Here is an 18,929-nt window from a genome sequence, read left to right as displayed (position 1 = left end):
AGCTCTTCATGAGTGCCAGCAACACCAGCACCATCTCTTCCGTCGGCGCACCCAGCCGGCGCAACACCGAGCTCGCACTGCTCGTCTTCGCCGTTCTGATCCCGGTCTTCGCGTACGCCAACGTCGGCCTGGCCAAGGACGGCTCGCTGCCCGCCGGCCTGCTCGCCTACGGCCTCGGCCTCGGCCTGCTCGCGGGCATCGCGCACCTCATCGTGCGGAAGTTCGCGCCGTACGCGGACCCGCTGATGCTGCCGATCGCGACGCTGCTCAACGGCATGGGTCTGGTGTTCATCTGGCGGCTGGACCTGGAGCCCTCGCTGGGCAAGGCGATGGCGCCGACCCAGCTGATGTGGTCCACGCTCGGCGTCGCGCTCTTCGTCGCCGTGCTGGTCGTGCTCAAGGACCACCGGATCCTGCAGCGCTACACCTACATCTCCATGGTGGTGGCGCTGGTCCTGCTGATCATGCCGGTGTTCTTCCCCGGCATCAACGGCGCCAAGATCTGGGTCACCATCCCGGGTGTGGGTTCGCTGCAGCCCGGTGAGTTCGCGAAGATCATCATCACCGTCTTCTTCGCCGGCTACCTGATGGTCAAGCGGGACGCGCTGGCGCTCGCCAGCCGCCGCTTCATGGGCCTGTACCTGCCGCGCGGCCGCGACCTCGGCCCGATCCTGGTGCTGTGGGTGCTCAGCCTGCTGATCCTGGTCTTCGAGACCGACCTCGGCACCTCGCTGCTCTTCTTCGGCCTGTTCGTGATCATGCTGTACGTCGCCACCGAGCGCACCAGCTGGATCGTCTTCGGCCTGGTGCTGTCGGCCGCCGGCGCGGTCTTCGTCTCCACCTTCGAGCACCACGTCAAGGACCGCGTCGACAACTGGCTGAACCCGCTCGCGCTGGTCAACGGCGGGGTCACCGAGACCGCCCAGACGATGTACGCGTTCGGCTCCGGCGGCATGTTCGGCTCAGGACTGGGCCAGGGGTACTCCCGGCTCATCGGCGGTATCGCCCCGAAGAGCGACTACATCCTCGCCACCGTCGGCGAGGAGCTCGGCCTGGCCGGCCTGATGGGCGTCCTGCTGCTCTACGGGCTGCTCATCGAGCGCGGTGTCCGCACCGCCCTCGCGGCCCGCGACCCGTTCGGCAAGCTGCTCGCGATCGGCCTGTCGGGCGCCTTCGCGCTGCAGGTCTTCGTGGTCGCCGGCGGCGTCACCGGCCTCATCCCGCTGACCGGTATGACCATGCCGTTCCTCGCCCAGGGCGGTTCGTCCGTCATCGCGAACTGGGCCCTCGTGGCCATCCTGCTGCGCATCAGCGACACCGCGCGACGCCCGGCACCCAGCCCCGCCCCGTCAACCGATGCCGAACCGACCCAGGTGGTGCGCACCCAGTGAACAAGCCCCTGCGACGGGTCGCAGTCTTCTGCGGCCTGCTCGTCCTCGCCCTGCTGATCCGCGTCAACTATGTGCAGTTCGTCACGGGTGACGAACTGGCGAACGACAAGCACAACCGGCGCGTGAGCATCAACCAGTTCGCCCAGCCGCGCGGCGACATCGTCGTCGGCGACAAGTCGCTCACCGGCAGCGTCGAGACGCCCGGCAGCGACTTCAAGTACAAGGCGACCTTCAAGGACGGCCCCATGTGGGCCCCCGTCACCGGCTACGCCTCGCAGGCCTACCAGACGTCGTTCCTCGAAGGCGTCTACGACAAGTTCCTCACCGGCAACGACGACCGGCTCTTCTTCAACCGCACCATCGACATGCTGACCGGCAAGGAGAAGCAGGGCGGCAAGGTCATCACGACCCTGAACGCCAAGGCCCAGCTCGCCGCGTTCACCGGCCTCGGCAACAAGAAGGGCGCGGTCGCCGCGCTCGACCCCCGTACCGGCGCGATCCTGGCGCTGGCCAGCACGCCCTCGTACGACCCGTCGTCCATCGCCGGCACCTCCAAGAAGACCGACGAGAAGAACTGGCTGGCCCTGCAGAAGGCCAACAACCCCGACGACCCGATGCTCAACCGGGCGCTGCGCCAGGTCTACCCGCCCGGCTCGACGTTCAAGGTCGTCACCGCCGCCGCGGCGCTGGAGAACGGCCTCTACACCGACGTCGACGCCGAGACCAGGTCGCCACTGCCCTACAAGCTGCCGCAGAGCTCGCGGAACCTGGAGAACGAGGGCGACCTGCCGTGCAAGAACGCCTCGCTGCGGGTGGCCCTGAAGGTGTCCTGCAACACCGTCTTCGGCCGCATCGGTCAGGACCTCGGTAAGGACAAGATGCGCGAGGAGGCCGAGAAGTTCGGCTTCAACAAGGAGATCCTGACCCCGGTCCGCGCCGACGCCAGCGTCTACTCCAAGAACATGGACGAGCCGTCCAACGTGCTCTCCGCGATCGGCCAGTACAACACCGCGGCCACCCCGCTGCAGATGGCCATGGTCGCCGCCGCCATCGCCAACGACGGCAAGCTCATGCAGCCGTACATGGTGGACAAGCTGCAGGCGCCGAACCTGAACGTGATCGAGCAGACGAAGCCCGAGACGTACTCGCAGCCGGTGTCGGCCGCCAACGCCCAGAAGCTCCAGCAGATGATGGAGACCGTGGTCAAGGAGGGCACCGGCACGAACGCCCAGATCGACGGCGTCACCGTCGGCGGCAAGACCGGCACCGCGCAGAACGGTGTCGGCAACAGCAAGAACCCGTACGCCTGGTTCATCTCGTACGCCAAGACCGCCGACGGCTCCCCGGTCGCCGTCGCCGTCGTCGTTGAGGACTCCGACGCCTCCCGTGGCGACATCTCCGGTGGCGGCCTGGCCGCGCCGATCGCCAAGAAGGTCATGGAGGCCGTACTGAACAAGTGACGCGGGGAACGTGACGCACGTCACCCACCGGGCAGTTTCCACCCCATAACCACCCCATCGCCGCACGTGGCGATACCGGTCGGATATCGGGACCCGGTCACGTCCCGGATCCATCGAGCGTGCCGGGTACCGTATGCCCGAGCATCCACAGGGCACGGTTAGGGAAGGGCAAGAGCTATGGAAGAGCCGCGTCGCCTCGGCGGCCGGTACGAGCTGGGTTCGGTGCTCGGCCGCGGTGGTATGGCCGAGGTGTACCTCGCCCACGACACCCGGCTCGGCCGCTCCGTCGCTGTGAAGACGCTCCGGGTGGATCTCGCCCGCGACCCGTCCTTCCAGGCCCGGTTCCGCCGTGAGGCCCAGTCGGCCGCCTCCCTGAACCATCCGTCGATCGTCGCCGTGTACGACACCGGCGAGGACTACGTCGACGGTATCTCGATCCCTTACATCGTCATGGAGTACGTCGACGGCTCCACCCTCCGCGAACTGCTGCACTCCGGGCGCAAGCTGCTGCCCGAGCGCTCGCTGGAGATGACCGTCGGCATCCTGCAGGCCCTGGAGTACTCGCACCGCGCCGGCATCGTGCACCGTGACATCAAGCCCGCGAACGTGATGCTCACCCGCAACGGCCAGGTCAAGGTCATGGACTTCGGCATCGCCCGCGCCATGGGCGACTCCGGCATGACGATGACGCAGACCTCCGCCGTCATCGGCACCGCCCAGTACCTCTCTCCCGAGCAGGCCAAGGGCGAGCAGGTCGACGCCCGCTCCGACCTCTACTCGGCCGGCTGCCTGCTGTACGAGCTGCTGACCGTGCGCCCGCCGTTCGTCGGCGACTCCCCGGTGGCCGTGGCGTACCAGCACGTGCGCGAGGACCCGCAGCCCCCGTCGGTCTGGGATCCCGAGATCACCCCCGAGATGGACGCCATCGTCCTCAAGGCGCTGGCGAAGGACCCGGACTACCGGTACCAGTCCGCCGACGAGATGCGCGCGGACATCGAGTCGTACCTCGACGGCCAGCCCGTGGGGGCGACCGCCGCCATGGGATCCGTCGGCTACGGCGGGTACGGGGACGGCGCGGCGACCACGGCGCTGCCCTCGCAGAACCCCGCGACCTCCATGCTTCCCCCGGTCCGCGACGACGACGGGGGCTACGGCTACGACGACCGTCCCGACCGCCGCCGGCAGAAGAAGAACCACACCTCGACCGTGCTGCTGGTGCTGGCCGGCATCCTCGTCCTGGTCGGCGCGATCTTCCTGGGCCAGGCGCTGTTCAACAAGAAGGGCGCGCCGGATTCCCTGACGGCCCCGAACCTCGTCGGCAAGTCCTTCGCCGACGCCCAGAGCGCGGCCGCCAACCTCGACCCGGCCATCAAGGTCGTCAAGGGCGAGACCAAGTTCTGCGACGCCCAGCCGGCGAACTCGGTCTGCGACCAGCTGCCGAAGGCCAACGACCCGCTCGCGGCCGACAAGACGATCACGGTCTCCATCTCCAAGGGCGTCGCCCCGACCTCCGTCCCGGACGTCGTCAACGACAAGTTCGAGGACGCCAAGAAGACCCTTGAGGACAAGGGATTCCAGGTCAAGGAGGTGACCGAGACGTCCAACACCAAGGACGACGGCACGGTCACCAAGCAGGACCCCGCGGGCGGCACCCTCAAGCCGAAGGACACGGTCGTCACGCTGACCGTCGCCAAGAAGCCCGAGGAGATCACGGTCAAGGACGTCACGCAGATGCCCCTCGCCCAGGCGAAGCAGACGCTCATCGACCAGGGTCTGAAGGTGCGGACCCAGGACGAGGAGTCGGCCGACAAGCCGGTGGGCTCCATCATCCGGCAGGACCCGGCGGGCGGCAGCACGGCCCAACCGGACCAGACGGTCACCCTGTTCATCGCCAAGGCGCCGCAGCAGCAGAACCTCACCGTCCCCGGTGACCTGGTCGGCAAGACGCTGAAGGACGCCAAGAACCAGCTGGAGGGCATGGGCCTGAAGGTCCAGGTCCTCGGCCCCAAGAAGGACGACGCGGTCGTCGCCCAGTCCTTCCCGCAGGCGAACCAGCCCGTCCAGCAGGGCGGCACGGTCCAGCTCTTCACCACCGGTGGAACCGGCGGCGGGGACAACGGCGGCCTGTTCGGCAACTGACAGCGCCGGACCGGGCAGCAACCGGAGCACGAGCACAACGAGGGGGCCACGGACACCGCGTCCGTGGCCCCTTCGTGCTGCTGCTCCGTCTGTCAGCCCAGTTCGGCGGGCGGGGTGCGGTTCGCGTCGACCTTGTCGGTGCGGACCAGTTCGGCCCAGACCACGTAGCGGTACCGGGAGGTGTAGACGGGGGTGCAGGTGGTCAGGGTGATGTAGCGGCCCGGCTTCTTCCTGCCGGAGTCCGCCGGGATCTGGTCGATGACGCCGACGTTGTACTTCGAGGTCTCGTCGAGGACCGAGTAGACCTTGTAGACGTACCAGGTGTCCTTGTCCTCGAAGACGACCGGATCGCCGTTCCTGAGCTTGTCGATGTTGTGGAACTTGGCGCCGTGGCCGTCCCGGTGGGCGGCGAGGGTGAAGTTGCCCTGCTTGTCCCACGGCATGGCCGACTTGACGGGCTGGTCGTAGTAGCCGGCGACGCCCTCGTTGAGGATGTCGGTGTCGGTGCCCTTCTTGACCAGGACCTCGAAGTTCCTGCCCATCGCGGGGACATGGAGGAACCCGATGCCGTCCTTGGTGTCGAGGCCGCGGGGGCCGGGGGCGGCCCAGCCCTGCCGGACCTTGTCGCCGTCCCGCTTCGCGTGGCGATCGGCTATCACGTTCGTCCACCACAGCGAGTAGACGACGAACAGGGCGAGCACCAGCCCTGCGGTGATCAGCAGTTCACCGATCACACTGATGATGGCCGCGACCGGGCCCCGCCCGCCGCGATTGGTCGTCGTCACCGCTGTTCCGTTCTGTGGCAGTCCGTTGTCCGGCCGGGGCCGGTCAGTCGGGCAGCGCGGCAGGCTTGCCCTGACTGCGCGGCCGTTCCTCGACCATCTTGCCCCAGACGATCATCCGGTAGGTGCTGGTGAACTCCGGGGTGCAGGTGGTCAGGGTGATGTAGCGGCCCGGCTTGGTGAATCCGGAGCCCTGCGGGACCGGCTGGATCACCTTGACGTTCGAGGGGGAGGTGCTCGGCAGCACACTCGTCATCTCGTACGTGTAGTACGTGCTCTCGGTCTCGACCACGATCTTGTCGCCCGGCACCAGCTTGTTGATGTAACGGAACGGTTCTCCATGGGTGTTGCGGTGGGCCGCGAGCGCGAAGTTGCCCTGCTTGTCCCACGGCATCGCCGTCTTCAGCGCACCCGTGTAGTGGCCGATCATGCCCTTGTCCAGGACGCTGTGCTTGGAGACGCCCTCGGCGATCGGGGCCTTCACATCCAGTTTGGGTATGTACATGATCGCGAAGCCCTGGCCGGGGGAGAAGGCGTCGGCCTTGCGGTCGTCGTTCTTCTTCGCGCTCTTGTCGTTGTTCCACTGGTTCTGCAGCGCGCTGGTCGCACCGCTGGCCTGCTGATGGGCGCGGATGTTGGTCCACCAGAGCTGGTACGTCACGAAGAGCAGCATCAGCACGCCGACCGAGATGAACACCTCGCCGATCACCCGGCTGAGGATCACCGCGGCGCTGTCCTTGGCCGCCCGCTCCGCCCGTCGGGCCTCCAGGCGGGTCATGGGGACCGCCGGAGCCGCCTGGGCGCTCTCGGAGGCCGTGGAGGCGGTGGAGGCCCCGGAAGCCGCCCGGCCCCTGGCGCGGTGCCCAGCGCCCTGCTTGGCCGCCTTACGGCGCTCGGCACGGCCGCCGGGCGCCGGAGCACCCGTCGTGGGAGTGCCCGTCGGCGTGGCCGCGGTTTCGTCCGCGGCGCCGGTCGCGCCGGGTGCTCCGGTCCCGGCCGGCTCGTCCGGCGTTCCGTCCGGGCGCACGGCCGGGAACTGCTCCGTCTCGCCGGGCACGCCCCTGCGCCGGACCCTGGGGGGCGCGGGCGCGGGGGTGGGCGCCGGTACCGGCGCGGGCGCCGGAGTGGATACGGCGGGCCCCGCGTCGTAACCGCTGGCGTACCCGCCCTCGTACGTCCTGCCGTATCCCTCGTCGTACGCGGCGGGCGCCTCGTCGTACGCGGGCGGCGGCGCGGGCGCCTGCTGCTCCGGCGATACGGACGTCTGCTGCGGCGCCTGCTGGGACGCCTGGTGGGACGCCTGGTGCGGCATCTCGTGCGGGCGGAACCAGGGGGAGCCGATGACCTCCTGGCCCGCGTCGGAGGCGTCGGCAGGTGCCGGTGGTGCGGGTGTTGACGGTGCTGCGGGTGTGGGAGGGGGTTCCGCCGCTTCGGCCGGCGCCCGAAGCGGCCCGCGGCCCGGAAGGGGGTCGCTGAGCGGGTCCGCGAGCTGTCCGACCGCCACCGCGAACTGCCCCGTGTCCTCGTAGGACGGGGGCTCGTCCGGGCGGAGCCCGGTCACGCCCCGGCCCTGCCGACCACGGGCGCCAGTCCCGTCGAACGGTCGGGGGCGCCTTCGTCTCCGCACGCCACCAGCCAGTTGGCGAGCATCAGATGGCCCCATTCGGTGAGCACCGACTCGGGGTGGAACTGGACGCCCTCGACAGCCGCGTCACGGTGCCGCAGCCCCATGATGATGCCGCTGTCGGTCCAGGCCGTGACCTCGAACTCCGGCGGCACGGTGTCCCGTTCGACCGCCAGTGAGTGGTAGCGCGTCGCGGTGAAGGGCGACGGCAGCCCGGCGAACACCCCGGTCCCGGTGTGCGTCACGGCCGAGGTCTTGCCGTGCAGCAGCTCGGGCGCCCGGTCGACCACGCCGCCGTAGGCGACGGCCATGGACTGCAGGCCCAGGCAGACGCCGAAGACCGGTACCCCGGTCTCCGCGCAGTGCCGGACCATGTCGATACAGACCCCGGCCTGCTCCGGCGCGCCGGGGCCGGGGGAGAGCAGCACCCCGTCGAAGCCGTCCTGCGCGTGCGCGAGCTCGACCTCGTCGTTGCGCAGCACCTCGCACTCGGCACCGAGCTGGTAGAGGTACTGGACCAGGTTGAAGACGAAGCTGTCGTAGTTGTCCACGACGAGGATGCGAGCGGTCATCGGACGGCGGCCATCCCGTTCGTCGCGTTCATACCGTTGTCCACGGTCACATCGTTGAACGGCAGCAGCGGTTCGGCCCACGGGAAGACGTACTGGAACAGGACGTACACGACAGCCAGGGCCAGCACGAGCGAGATCAGCGCTCTGAGCCACACGTTGCCCGGCAGATGCCGCCAGATCCAGCCGTACATGCGCTGCCTTCCTTCCCGGTTCCCCGGAACAGAGTAAGGGGAGATCGGCGGGACCGGTGGCCTACCCGGACAAACCCTTCGGCCGGCCCTGCTCGGCAGGGCTCACCGTCTCCAGGTGCGCCCAGGCGATGAGCCGGTGGCTGTGGCCCCACTCGGGGTCGCAGGTCGTCAGCGTCAGATAGCGGCCCGGCGCGGTCCAGCCGGACTCCCTCGGCACCGGGTCGATGACGCCGACGTCGGTGGGGACGGTACGGAAGGGGTCGCGGTCCAGGACGTACGTGTACCAGGACGTGCCGTCGAAGAGGTAGACGCGGTCGCCCTTGCGCAGCTTGGGGAAGTCCTTGAAGGGATCGCCGTAGGTGCGCCGGTGGCCGGCCACCGAGAAGTTGCCGGTCTCCCCGAGCCGCGCGGTGTCCGTGTAGTGCCCCAGCCCCTTCTTCAGCACGCCGGAGCCGGTGCCCTGCAGGACGGGCTTGTGCCAGCCGGAGCCGAGCCGGGGTATGTACATGACGGCGAACGACGTGCCGTTCCGGTACGGCGCCGGGGCCGCCGCAGGCGGGGCGGCGGACGGTGTGCCGCCCGTCGCGGTCGGGGCGGGGGTGGGTTCCGCGGGGGCCAGGGATCCGGTGGCCCAGGTGTTCTGCAGCCGGTCGAGCTCGCCGTTCATCGCGCTGTCCGCGCGCACGCCGGTCCAGAACAGGATGTAGACGACGAAGAGGACGATCAACGCACCCGCGGTGACGCACAGTTCGCTCAGCGTCCGCACCACCAGCCGGATCGCCATCGGCGCCCCCGCCCCCTCGCCCCGCCGCCGGTCGCGAATCCGGTCAGGAGACGGGCTTCGCGTAGTGGAGATCCACTGTGCCGGAGTAGCCGGGAAGAGTCACCCGGTTGTCCGCCCCCACTTTCCAGCCGAGCCCGTAGGCGTTGACGTACTGGAGGTAGTTCTGGATGGTCGCGTTCCGGTCGATGGCGGCGCGCAGCTTCTTCTGGTCACCCACAGCGGTGATTCTGTACGGCGGGGAGTAGACGCGGCCCTGGAGGATCAGGGTGTTGCCGACGCAGCGGACCGCGCTGGTGGAGATCAGCCGCTGGTCCATGACCCGGATGCCCACCGCTCCGCCCTCCCACAGCGCGTTGACCACGGCCTGCAGGTCCTGCTGGTGGATGACCAGGTCGTTGGGCTCCGGGTCGGGCACGCCGGGGACGAGCGCGGTGGCGTTCGGCGGGGCGTCGTTGAGGGTGACGTTCAGCGCCGGGCCGGTCAGCGCCTTCGTGCCGGCTTCCTCTTCGAGCGCATCGAGCTGCTTGCGGTTCGCGTCGGTGGCGCCGATGCCCTGGCGGGTGAGGGTGTCGACATCGTTCCGGACCGCGGTGAGCTGCTTCTCCAGCTCCTGGTTCCGGCTGCTCTGCTTGCGCACGTTGTCCGAGAGCTTGGGCAGCGGGTCGTCGCTGCGGATGTTGACGCCCTTGGCCGTGTCGAAGCTCATCCAGAAGATCAGTCCGGCGAGCGCGAAGACTCCCGCACTGAGCGTCCGCAGTACTACGGTGCGGGTGGAAGGACGAGCGGGAGAAGGACGGGAGGAGGGCGCGTCGCCGGAATCGGTCACCGTACCCTTGTCTCCTTCACACCCGAGGAAGCACTACGCTAACGGACGCCCGTCCGCGGTGGTGCCCCCACCCGCCCGGCCAGCCTCACATCCCCGACATCCCCGCGCGGTTACGCAGCGCATCGACAGGAGAGTCCCTCGTGCCGAAGTCACGGATCCGCAAGAAGGCCGACTTCACTCCGCCGCCGGAGAAGACGCAGTCGATAAAGCTCAAGTCCGGCTTCAACTGGGTCGCGCCCCTGATGCTGGCGCTCTTCGTCATCGGCCTGGCCTGGATCGTCCTCTTCTACGTCACGCAGGGCAGCCTGCCGGTCGACGCGCTGGGGAACTGGAACATCGTGGTGGGCTTCGGCTTCATCGCGGGCGGATTCGTGGTCTCCACGCAGTGGAAGTAGCCGGCTCCCGAGCTGGCCCGGACGGTTCTCCCCAGAGTTGTCCACACGGTTATCCACAGTGGGGAAAAGGTCGGAAGATCTGTGGATAACCTCTACGAGGTTGACGCCGGTGTGACCGGTGGCCGATGTGTCGGCCACCGGTCTTTCGTTGATCTTGCAGGGAAAACACGATGCGGTGACCGCACGCACACACGTTCCCCACAGGGTGCACAGGATCGGGTACTCGTTGTGGATAACGTCTGATCAACGCCAGTGGTAACGCCCTTCAGGCGGTGATCTGAGCCACGGCGATCCAGCTGGCCACGAGGGTGGCCGCCAGCACCGCCGCACAGGTCCCCCACTGCACCAGATCGCGCCGCTCGCGCGGTGCGTACGCCATCCCGATCGCGATCACCGTGCCGGCCGCGAGGCCGCCGAGGTGGCCCTGCCAGCTGACGTTCGACCAGGTGAAACTGAAGAACAGGTTCAGCCCGAGCAGGATCAGGATCGGCCGCATGTCCATCCGGCTGCGCCGCATGAAGACGGCGGTGGCCCCGAAGAGGCCGAAGATCGCCCCGGAGGCCCCCAGCGCGCCCGGGTACGGGGCGAGCAGCAGGACCAGAGCGCTGCCGCCGAGCCCCGAGATCAGATACAGCGCCAGATAGCGGGCCCGGCCGAGCGTGGCCTCCAGCGGCGCACCGATCCACCACAGCGTCAGCATGTTGAAGCCGATGTGCCAGTACTCCTGGTGCGCGAAGACCGAGCTGATCAGGCGGTACCACTGGTCGGGGCCCTCGGACACGCCGATGCAGTACTGCCGCACCACGGGGTCGCAGTACGCGTACAGCGACAGGTCACCGGCGAGCCGGTCGCCGAGCGCCTGCACCAGCACGAAGACCGCCAGGTTCAGCCCGATGAGGATCTTCGTGACCAGGTGCGGGTCGGCGGCCACCGTGCCGCCCACGACCGTACGCGGCGCGGGTGTCGTCCGCCGGGCCTCGCCCAGGCACTCCGGGCACTGGAAGCCCACCGAGGCGCTGACCATGCACTCCGGGCAGATCGGCCGCTCGCAACGGGTGCAGCGGATGCCGGTCTCGCGATCGGGGTGCCGGTAGCAGCAGACCGCCTGGTCCATGAGGTCCTCTTCCTGGGGACGCGCGTCGCCCTGCCCCTCCATACGGACGGGCAGGGCGCAGTGTTCCCGAAGAGTACGGCGCGATCAGCCCTCGCGGGTCTCGATCACGACCGACTCGATCACGACGTCCTGCACCGGGCGGTCGGTGCGCGGGTTGGTCGGGGTGGCGATGATCGCGTCCACGACCTTCTGGCTGGCCACGTCGGCGACCTCGCCGAAGATGCTGTGCTTGCGGGTCAGCCACGTGGTCGGGGAGACCGTGATGAAGAACTGGGAGCCGTTGGTGCCCGGGCCGGCGTTGGCCATCGCCAGCAGGTAGGGCTTGTCGAACCCGAGGTCGGGGTGGAACTCGTCCGCGAACTCGTAGCCCGGACCGCCGGTGCCGTTGCCCAGCGGGTCGCCGCCCTGGATCATGAAGCCGGTGATCACACGGTGGAACACCGTGCCGTCGTACAGCTTCGCGTTGGTCGGCTTGCCGGTCTTCGGGTCGGTCCACTCACGCGTGCCCTCGGCGAGCTCGACGAAGTTCTTCACCGTCTTCGGTGCGTGGTTCGGCAGGAGCCGGACCTCGATGTCCCCGTGGTTGGTCTTCAGGGTCGCATAGAGCTGCTCGGCCACGATCTACCTTCCATAGTCTTCGCTGACAGGGACAAATCCTCGCACGGACGGGGAGTGGCCGTCGGCTTCCCCGGCTCTATCGCGTACCGGCGCGCATCGTGGCATCGTCTGTGGGAGCTCTCCGTGTGCCCCGCCTTGACCCATATGCCCGGTCGCACATGCCGGACCGGCCCTAAACAGGCATGATTTCAAATCGGGTGGATAGGCGAAAACCGTACGCCACCGAGGAGGAGGTTCCTGTGACCCGCATCGACAGCGTGCGCAACGCAGCCGGGCAGACCAAGGACAGCATGCAGCACGCCGCTGAGGTGGTCGCTCCATACGCCGTCACCGCCAAGGACAACGCCGCGCACTACGCGGACGAGGCGAAGATCTGGCTGACGCCCCGAGTGGCGACCGCCGCGCAGAAGGCACACGCCGCACTACCGCCCAAGGTCGCTTCGGCTGTGGACACCGCGGCCGTGAAGGCCGCGCTGACCGCACGCCAGGCCAATGAGTACGCGGCCCCCCGGGTCGGACACGCGGTGGAGGTCACCCGTGCCGCCGCGGGCCCCGCCCGTGACGAGGCCCTGGCACGTGGCGCGGCCGCCCTGGCCGCACTGCAGGGCAGGGTGTCCGTCGCCGAGATCGACAAGCTGGGCCGGCAGCACCGTCGTCGTGCCAAGGCGGGCAAGGCCTTCAAGCGCCTTGTGGTGCTCGGCATGATCAGCGGGGCCGGTTACGCCGCGTGGAAGTGGTGGAGCAAGCAGACCAACCCGGACTGGCTGGTCGAGCCCGCCCCGCCGACCGAGGTCGCGGACCGGGCCACGCTCAACGGCAGCGGCCCGACCCTCGTCGGCATGGACCGTACGGACAAGGCCGACCCGCTCGACAAGGTCGACGGCTCGCCCGTGGAGCCCCTCGACCCCGAGGTACAGGCGAAGCAGGCCGAGGCGGACCGGGTCGATCGCCCGGATCACGGCGACGAATCCTGACCTCGCACCGCCCCTGACCCACGGTCCGGCCCTGAGCTCGGTCCGACTCGGCAACCAGTGGCGCCGGGGTCCTGGACCTCCTATCGATACAGCGCGTACGCACCACATGCCGGAGGGCGGGAGACCAGTACGGTCTCCCGCCCTCCGGCATGCGCGGGGATACGGGTCAGCGTCCGACCAGTTCCCTGATGCCGTCGGTGCCGTCGGTGCCGTCGGTCCCGTCGGCCACGTCGGCCACGTCGTCGGCCGTCCCGCCGTCCTTCCCGCCGTCCTTCTCGTCGGTCGGTTCGTCGATCACCGCCGGGACGCCCCGCAGGGTGTGGAACGCGATCACCGCCGCGACGGCGATCAGGACGGCGCCCGCCAGGGTGGTGACGTGCATGCTGTGGGTGAAGGCCTGGCTCGCCGTCTCGGCGACCTGCCGCCCCATCGGGCCTGACAGCTGCGCGCCGGGCCCGACCGCCCCGCCGACCGATTCCCTGGCGGCCTGGGCCGCACCGGCCGGAACGCCCGCCGGCAGGTCGAGACCGTTGCGGTAGACGCCGGTCAGTACCGAGCCGAGGACCGCGATGCCCAGCGCCCCGCCGAGCTCCATCGCCGTCTCGGAGATCGCCGCCGCGGCGCCCGCCCGCTCCTTCGGCACGCTCGCCATCGCCGTGTCGAAGGTGACGGTGAACGTCAGCGTGATGCCCGCACCGTTGACGATCAGAGCGGGCAGCAGCAGCCAGTAGCTGGAGTCCGGGGTGACCAGGCCGAGACCGACCATGCTGACCGACATCAGGACCAGGCCCAGGGCCACCACCTTGGCCCGGCCGATCCTGGGCACCAGGGCGGAGGACAGCGGCGCGGCGAAGGCGGCCGACAGCGGGCCGGGGAGCAGCGCCAGGCCCGCCATCAGCGGGGACCAGCCGCGGACGACCTGGAAGTAGAGCGAGAAGGCCAGCGAGAGCGAGGCCGAGGCGAAGATCGCGACCAGGTTGGCGCTGATGGAGCCGGTGAAGGCCGGGTTGCGGAAGAGCCTGATGTCCAGCAGCGGTGAGGCGATGCGGGTCTGGCGCCGGACGAAGACGATCAGGCAGCCGACACCGATCGCGGCGGCCATCCACACCGACGGCTCGTGCACACCGTCACGGGTGGCCGTCTTGATGGCGAAGATGACACCCAGCAGACCGGCGATCGAGAGCGGGACGCTGATCCAGTCCAGCCGTCCCGGGTCGGGGTTACGGGACTCAGGGAGCACGATCGCACCGGCGATCACGACCGCCAGCAGGACCGGGACGTTGATCAGGAAGACCGAACCCCACCAGAAGTGGTCCAGCAGCGCGCCGCCGACGACCGGGCCGAGCGCGAAGCTGCCCGCCCCGACGCCGCCGGAGATGCCCACGGCCGTGGTGCGCTCGCGGGGGTCGGTGAACACGTTGCGGACGATCGACAACGTCGACGGCATGATCGTCGCGCCGGCCACACCCAGCAGCGCGCGGGCACCGATGAGCATCTCCGGGCTGGTGGCGTACGCGGTGAGGACCGAGGCCACCCCGAAGGCGCCGGCGCCCAGCAGCAGCAGCTTCTTGCGGCCTATCCGGTCACCGAGGTTGCCCATCACCACCAGCAGGCCGCCGAGGGCGAACCCGTAGATGTCCGCGATCCACAGGATCTCGGTGCCCGACGGCTTCAGGTCGGTGACGAGCGAGGGGATCGCGTAGTTGAGCACGCTGGTGTCGATACCGAGCAGCGCCGCCGCCACGCAGCAGATCGCCAGTACGGCCCAACGCCGGGGGTCCGAGGGGGTCGTGGAGGTCTGCGCACTCGGCGCCACCTGCTGATTCTTCGTCATGCCGGTGACTGTGTCAGAGCGTTCTGACCGGTCACTGACCGTTCGCTTACCGCGCAGCGTCGAAGTCCGTCAGCGCCACGACCGTCTGTTCACGGGAGAGCGCGACACCGCGGGCGTGCGCCGCGGCGAAGGCCGCTTCGCCGAGCGCGGCGCGGGCGGCGGCGCCGACCCGGGCGGTGTCCCGGTCGGGCGGCACCTCGGCGCCGCGCAGCGTCCGGGCGACGCCGAGCAGCAGCGCGGCCCGCTCCGGGCCGCCCTCCAGCAGCGCCAGGCCGGCCAGCGCCTCGGCGAAGCTCGCGGCGACCGGGCCGTTGCGGCTCACCAACTCGGCCTCGGGAACCTGGCGGTAGTAGCCGCGGGCCCGCTCCGGGTCCCCCTCGGCCTCGGCGATCCTGGCCAGCCCGATCAGGATCAGCGATCGGTTCATGTCGAGACCGGCCCACCCGGTACCGCTCTCGCCGAGGGCCAGCTCGCAGAGGGCGCGGGCCCCGGCCAGCTCACCACGCGCCCGGGCGACCTCGCCCAGGCCGAGGTGGGCCATCGCCATGCAGTCGGGCGCACCGGCCCGGCCGGACAGCTCGACCACCCGCTCGTAGTCGGCGCGGGCCGCCTCGGTGTCTCCGTCCCGCGCGCTGCGTTCGGCCCGTCGGCACAGCAGTTGCGCCATGTCCTCGATCGCGCCGAGCGGTTCGACATAGCCGAGCGCCTCGTCGGCCAGCGCCGCGGCCCGCTCGTTGTCGCCCTGCCAGTCGGCGAGCTGCGCCAGTACGTCGAGCGCGTTGGCCATCGCCCAGCGGTCGCCGAGCACCCGGAAGCCGGCCAGCCCGGCGCTGAACTCCCGCTCCGCGAGGGCGGTGTCGCCCCGCACCATCCAGTGCGCGTAGCCCTGGCCCAGATGCAGCAGCGCCACGGCCCAGGGGTCACGGCCCGGATCGTCCAGGGTGAGCGAGATCAGCTCGGCGGCGTCAGCGGTGGGCGCGCCCATGGCCATCGCCCAGATGACGGTGAGGCTGGGGAAGCGCTGCGGAATGTAGCCGAGGGAGGCCATGACCGCGTCGGCGGCCGCGGTATGCGCGCCCAGTTCCCGGTTGTCGGAGACGCCGTTGGCCGCCGCGAGCACGCACAGCACGTACTCCTCGTCGAGCCCCTCGGGCGCCTGCGGCCCGATGAGGTCCAGCAGCTCGCGGGCCGGGCCCGCGCCCTCCAGCCGCACGCCGCGCAGCAGCCAGTACGTGGACAGCGGGGCCAGCAGCCGCAACGCCGTCCCGGTGTCGCCGTCCTCCACCCGCCGGCGGAGCGCGGTGTGCAGGTTGTCCTGGTCGACGGAGAGCCGCCGCAGCCAGTCGAGCTGCTCCGCGCGCCGCAGACGGGGCTCCGCCTCGCCGACCAAAGCGAGGAAGTACCGGGCGTGGGCGCGGCGCAGGGCCGCCGTCTCACCGGCTTCCGCGAGCCGCTCGGCGCCATAGGCGCGGATCGTCTCCAGCATCCGGTAGCGGACGCCGTCGGCGCCCTCGGGACGATGGGCGACGACCAGGGACTTGTCGACGAGCGAGTCGATCAGATCGAGCACGTCGAACGCGTCGACCCCGGCCTCCCGCGTCCCGCCGCCGTCCGTACCGCCGCCGTCCGCCACGTCGTCGTCCGTCGTGCGGTCCGCGCAGACGGCCTCGGCCGCCTCCAGCGTCCAGCCACCGGCGAAGACCGAGACCCGGCGCAGGACGGCGCGTTCGGGCTCCGTGAGCAGGTCCCAGCTCCAGTCGACGACCCCGCGCAGCGTCTTCTGACGGGGCTGGGCGGTCCGGCTGCCGCGGGACAGCAGCCGGAACCGTTCGTCGGGCCGGATCCCGGGCCCGTACTCACTCTGCTCCGGCGCCGCGGAGACCACGCCGAGCCGGGAGGCGATCTCGGACGCGGACATCGAGCGCAGCCGGGCGGCGGCCAGTTCGATGGCCAGCGGCAGTCCGTCGAGCGCCGTGCACACCCGCAGGACGGCATCGAGATCGGCGGCCAGCTCGAAATCGGGCTGCACGGCGACGGCCCGCTCGGTGAACAGTCGCACCGCCGGGAACGCGAGCGCGCGGACATGGTCCGTGCCGGGCGGCGGCAGCCGCAGCGGGGGGATCGGGCAGAGCGTCTCGCCGGGGATCCCCAGCGGTTCGCGGGTGGTGGCCAGCACCCGCAGCTCTCCGCAGTCCCCGAGCAGCCGGCCGACGATCTTGGCGATCTCGCCGACGACATGTTCGCAGTTGTCCAGCACGAGCAGCAGCGGGCGGTCGGCCAGGGCCGCGGTGACCCGGTCGACCGGATCGGGCGCCGGACCGGCACCAGGCATCACCCCGGCCTCGCGCAGTCCGAGCGCGCCCTGGATCGCGTGCGGCACCTCGGCGGCATCGGCGAGGCCGGCGAGCTCGACGAAACAGGCCTCACCGCCGTACCGCCCGGCCGCCTCGATCGCGATCCGGGTCTTACCCGCACCACCCGGGCCGATGAGGGTGACGAGCCGGCCTTCGGACAGCTGGGCACCGATCCGGTCCAGCTCCTCGTCACGGCCGACGAAACTGGTGAGCTGCGTGGGCAGCACGAAGCGCGGTCGGGCCGGCTCGGAGACCGTCGGCGATGCGGAAGCCGTGGGCGTCGTGGGCGATGTTCCACGTGGAACATGCGCGTGCGCGGCGGGCGTCAGCTCCGGATCCCCGCGCAGCACCGCCAGGTGAACGGCGGCCAGCTCCGGTCCCGGGTCCGCCCCCAGCGTGTCGGCGAGCTCGCTGCGAGCCGCCTCGTACGCCTCCAGCGCCTCGCTCTGCCGCCCGCTGCCGTACAGCGCCCGCATCAGCTGGCCACGCAGCCGCTCACGCAACGGATGCGCGTCGACGAGCTCCCGCAGCCCGGCGACCAGCTCCCGGTGCCCGCCGAGCGCCAGTTCGGCCTCCATCCGGTCCTCGGCGGCCGAGATCCGCAGCTCCTCCAGCCGCGTCACCTGCACCTGCGCGAACGGGGCGCCGTCCACATCGGCCAGCGCGGGCCCGCGCCACAGCTCCAGCGCCTCCCGCAGCAGAACAGCGGCACGCGCGGGATCGCCCGCCGCCAGCGCCTCCCGGCCCTCCGCGCTGAGCCGCTGGAAACGGTGCGAGTCGACGTCGTCGGGGTCGATCGCGAGCCGGTAGCCCGCCGGATGGAACTCGATCTTCTGCGGCAGCACCTGGCGCAGCCGGGACACCTGCGACTGGAGGGCGTTCGCGACCCCGGCCGGCGGATCCTCCCCGTACAGGCCGTCGATCAGCCGTTCGGGCGTCACCACCCGGCCCGCGTCGAGCAACAGCAGCGCCAGCAGCGCCCGGCGCCGCGGCCCACCCAGCGCGACCGCGCTGCCGTCCGCGTTCCAGACCTGCGTCGCGCCAAGGATGCCGAACATCACGCCCCCGATTGTGCAGCACCGGCTGATGATCCGATACGCAAATCAGCGCGGGACCGCTGACGGTCCCGCGCTGATCAACACTGTGGAGCCTAGGAGATTCGAACTCCTGACATCTGCCTTGCAAAGGCAGCGCTCTACCAACTGAGCTAAGGCCCCTCTTCGCAGAACAGCGTACCTGTTCCGGGACGCGACCCCGACCCAGTATCCCGGTCCGTAGGATGCTTTGCAGGATTCACGGCCGCAAACAGGAGTGCGTATGGACCCCTCTCCGCACGACGCCGCCAGCCGCGCGCAGGAGCTGCAGCGCAATTGGTACGGCGAACCGCTGGGCGACCTCTTCCGCCGCCTCATCGGCGATCTCGGGCTGAACCAGGCGCGGCTGGCGGGCGTGCTGGGGCTCTCAGCACCGATGCTCTCGCAGCTGATGAGCGGTCAGCGCGCGAAGATCGGCAACCCGGCCGTCGTCCAGCGGCTGCAGGCACTCCAGGATCTCGCCGGGCATGTCGCGGACGGCAGCGTCACGTCCTCCGAGGCGACCTCGCGGATGGACGACATCCGGCAGTCGTCCGGCTCCTCCGTCCTCACCGGCACCACCCACAGCTCCTCCTCGGGCTCCGCCGCCGGCGCCGCCCGGCATGTCGTACGGGACATCCAGTCGCTGCTGCGGGCCGTCGCGTCCGCCGAGGAGATTGCGGAAGCGGCGAACACCCTCGCCTCCAGCCATCCACACCTGGCAGAGTTCCTCCATGTGTACGGCGCCGGGCGGACCGCGGAAGCGATCGCCCACTACGAGGCGCACCAGGGCTGACC

At 70.1% G+C, this 18,929-nt stretch carries 16 protein-coding genes and 1 tRNA gene; 6 read left to right on the top strand and 11 right to left on the bottom strand.

Going from position 1 to position 18,929, the window contains the following annotated elements; all coding sequences use genetic code 11:
• Positions 1-8 precede the first annotated feature (8 nt).
• The 3 genes from O3W51_RS00665 to pknB all read left to right on the top strand — a co-directional run bounded on the left by O3W51_RS00665 (position 9) and on the right by pknB (position 4,990).
• Positions 9-1,391 (top strand): FtsW/RodA/SpoVE family cell cycle protein, encoded by a 1,383-nt coding sequence (locus tag O3W51_RS00665; RefSeq protein ID WP_138351201.1) that lies wholly within the window; start codon positions 9-11, stop codon positions 1,389-1,391.
• The gene (locus O3W51_RS00660) at positions 1,388-2,851 is read left to right on the top strand and encodes a peptidoglycan D,D-transpeptidase FtsI family protein (RefSeq protein WP_138351200.1); all 1,464 of its coding nucleotides are present in this window, start codon (positions 1,388-1,390) and stop codon (positions 2,849-2,851) included. Before O3W51_RS00665 ends, O3W51_RS00660 begins: the two co-directional genes overlap by 4 nt.
• Positions 2,852-3,028: 177 nt before the next feature.
• On the top strand, positions 3,029-4,990 hold the full coding sequence (pknB, locus tag O3W51_RS00655; RefSeq protein WP_138351199.1) for a Stk1 family PASTA domain-containing Ser/Thr kinase: 1,962 nt from the start codon (positions 3,029-3,031) through the stop codon (positions 4,988-4,990).
• Between the two features lie 92 nt (positions 4,991-5,082).
• On the opposite strand, the gene O3W51_RS00650 is transcribed toward pknB, so the two are convergent.
• From O3W51_RS00650 to O3W51_RS00625, 6 genes are all read right to left on the bottom strand, one after another.
• The gene (locus O3W51_RS00650; protein ID WP_244809293.1) at positions 5,083-5,775 is read right to left on the bottom strand and encodes a class E sortase; all 693 of its coding nucleotides are present in this window, start codon (positions 5,773-5,775) and stop codon (positions 5,083-5,085) included.
• 43 nt (positions 5,776-5,818) lie between these two features.
• A complete protein-coding gene (locus O3W51_RS00645) occupies positions 5,819-7,333 on the bottom strand; it encodes a class E sortase (RefSeq protein WP_269282808.1) in 1,515 nt (504 codons plus the stop codon).
• Entirely contained in the window at positions 7,330-7,968 is a 639-nt protein-coding gene (locus tag O3W51_RS00640; protein ID WP_138351196.1) for an aminodeoxychorismate/anthranilate synthase component II, read from the bottom strand. The genes O3W51_RS00645 and O3W51_RS00640 overlap by 4 nt, the downstream gene beginning before the upstream one ends.
• On the bottom strand, positions 7,965-8,159 hold the full coding sequence (locus O3W51_RS00635) for a hypothetical protein (RefSeq protein WP_138351195.1): 195 nt from the start codon (positions 8,157-8,159) through the stop codon (positions 7,965-7,967). The genes O3W51_RS00640 and O3W51_RS00635 overlap by 4 nt, the downstream gene beginning before the upstream one ends.
• Positions 8,160-8,220: 61 nt before the next feature.
• Complete coding sequence (locus O3W51_RS00630; protein ID WP_138351194.1) at positions 8,221-8,943, bottom strand: class E sortase; 723 nt, start codon at positions 8,941-8,943, stop codon at positions 8,221-8,223.
• A gap of 43 nt (positions 8,944-8,986) precedes the next feature.
• Positions 8,987-9,769: a DUF881 domain-containing protein gene (locus tag O3W51_RS00625; RefSeq protein WP_244809289.1), complete on the bottom strand. Its 783-nt coding sequence runs from the start codon at positions 9,767-9,769 to the stop codon at positions 8,987-8,989.
• A gap of 140 nt (positions 9,770-9,909) precedes the next feature.
• Here O3W51_RS00625 and crgA point away from each other — a divergent pair, with 140 nt between their 5' ends.
• Positions 9,910-10,164: a cell division protein CrgA gene (gene crgA, locus O3W51_RS00620; protein WP_138351193.1), complete on the top strand. Its 255-nt coding sequence runs from the start codon at positions 9,910-9,912 to the stop codon at positions 10,162-10,164.
• A 265-nt stretch (positions 10,165-10,429) separates the two neighbouring features.
• Here the strand turns inward: crgA and O3W51_RS00615 are convergent, their stop codons facing one another.
• Entirely contained in the window at positions 10,430-11,278 is an 849-nt protein-coding gene (locus O3W51_RS00615) for a rhomboid family intramembrane serine protease (protein ID WP_138351192.1), read from the bottom strand.
• 84 nt (positions 11,279-11,362) lie between these two features.
• Positions 11,363-11,896, bottom strand: coding sequence for a peptidylprolyl isomerase (locus O3W51_RS00610; RefSeq protein ID WP_138351191.1), 534 nt, complete (start codon positions 11,894-11,896; stop codon positions 11,363-11,365).
• 239 nt (positions 11,897-12,135) lie between these two features.
• Between O3W51_RS00610 and O3W51_RS00605 the strand changes: the two genes are divergently transcribed.
• Positions 12,136-12,870 carry a DUF5324 family protein gene (locus O3W51_RS00605; RefSeq protein WP_138351190.1) on the top strand — a complete coding sequence of 245 codons (735 nt, stop codon included), beginning with the start codon at positions 12,136-12,138 and terminating at the stop codon, positions 12,868-12,870.
• 166 nt (positions 12,871-13,036) lie between these two features.
• Here O3W51_RS00605 and O3W51_RS00600 read toward each other — a convergent pair whose 3' ends face one another.
• The 3 genes from O3W51_RS00600 to O3W51_RS00590 form a co-directional block, all read right to left on the bottom strand.
• Positions 13,037-14,704 (bottom strand): MFS transporter, encoded by a 1,668-nt coding sequence (locus O3W51_RS00600; protein WP_138351189.1) that lies wholly within the window; start codon positions 14,702-14,704, stop codon positions 13,037-13,039.
• A 46-nt stretch (positions 14,705-14,750) separates the two neighbouring features.
• Positions 14,751-18,119, bottom strand: a complete 3,369-nt coding sequence (locus O3W51_RS00595) for a BTAD domain-containing putative transcriptional regulator (RefSeq protein WP_187144948.1) — start codon at positions 18,117-18,119, stop codon at positions 14,751-14,753.
• A gap of 83 nt (positions 18,120-18,202) precedes the next feature.
• Positions 18,203-18,275 (bottom strand) — tRNA-Ala (locus O3W51_RS00590).
• Positions 18,276-18,375: 100 nt separating this feature from the next.
• Between O3W51_RS00590 and O3W51_RS00585 the strand changes: the two genes are divergently transcribed.
• The gene (locus O3W51_RS00585; protein ID WP_269282792.1) at positions 18,376-18,927 is read left to right on the top strand and encodes a helix-turn-helix domain-containing protein; all 552 of its coding nucleotides are present in this window, start codon (positions 18,376-18,378) and stop codon (positions 18,925-18,927) included.
• The last annotated feature ends 2 nt before the right edge of the window (positions 18,928-18,929 follow it).

Origin of the sequence: Streptomyces sp. H39-C1 (assembly GCF_027158125.1) — a bacterium.
Classification (GTDB): Bacteria; Actinomycetota; Actinomycetes; order Streptomycetales; family Streptomycetaceae; genus Actinacidiphila; species Actinacidiphila fildesensis.
Note: the sequence above shows the minus strand (reverse complement) of the source record. Positions and strands in the feature narration are given on the sequence as shown.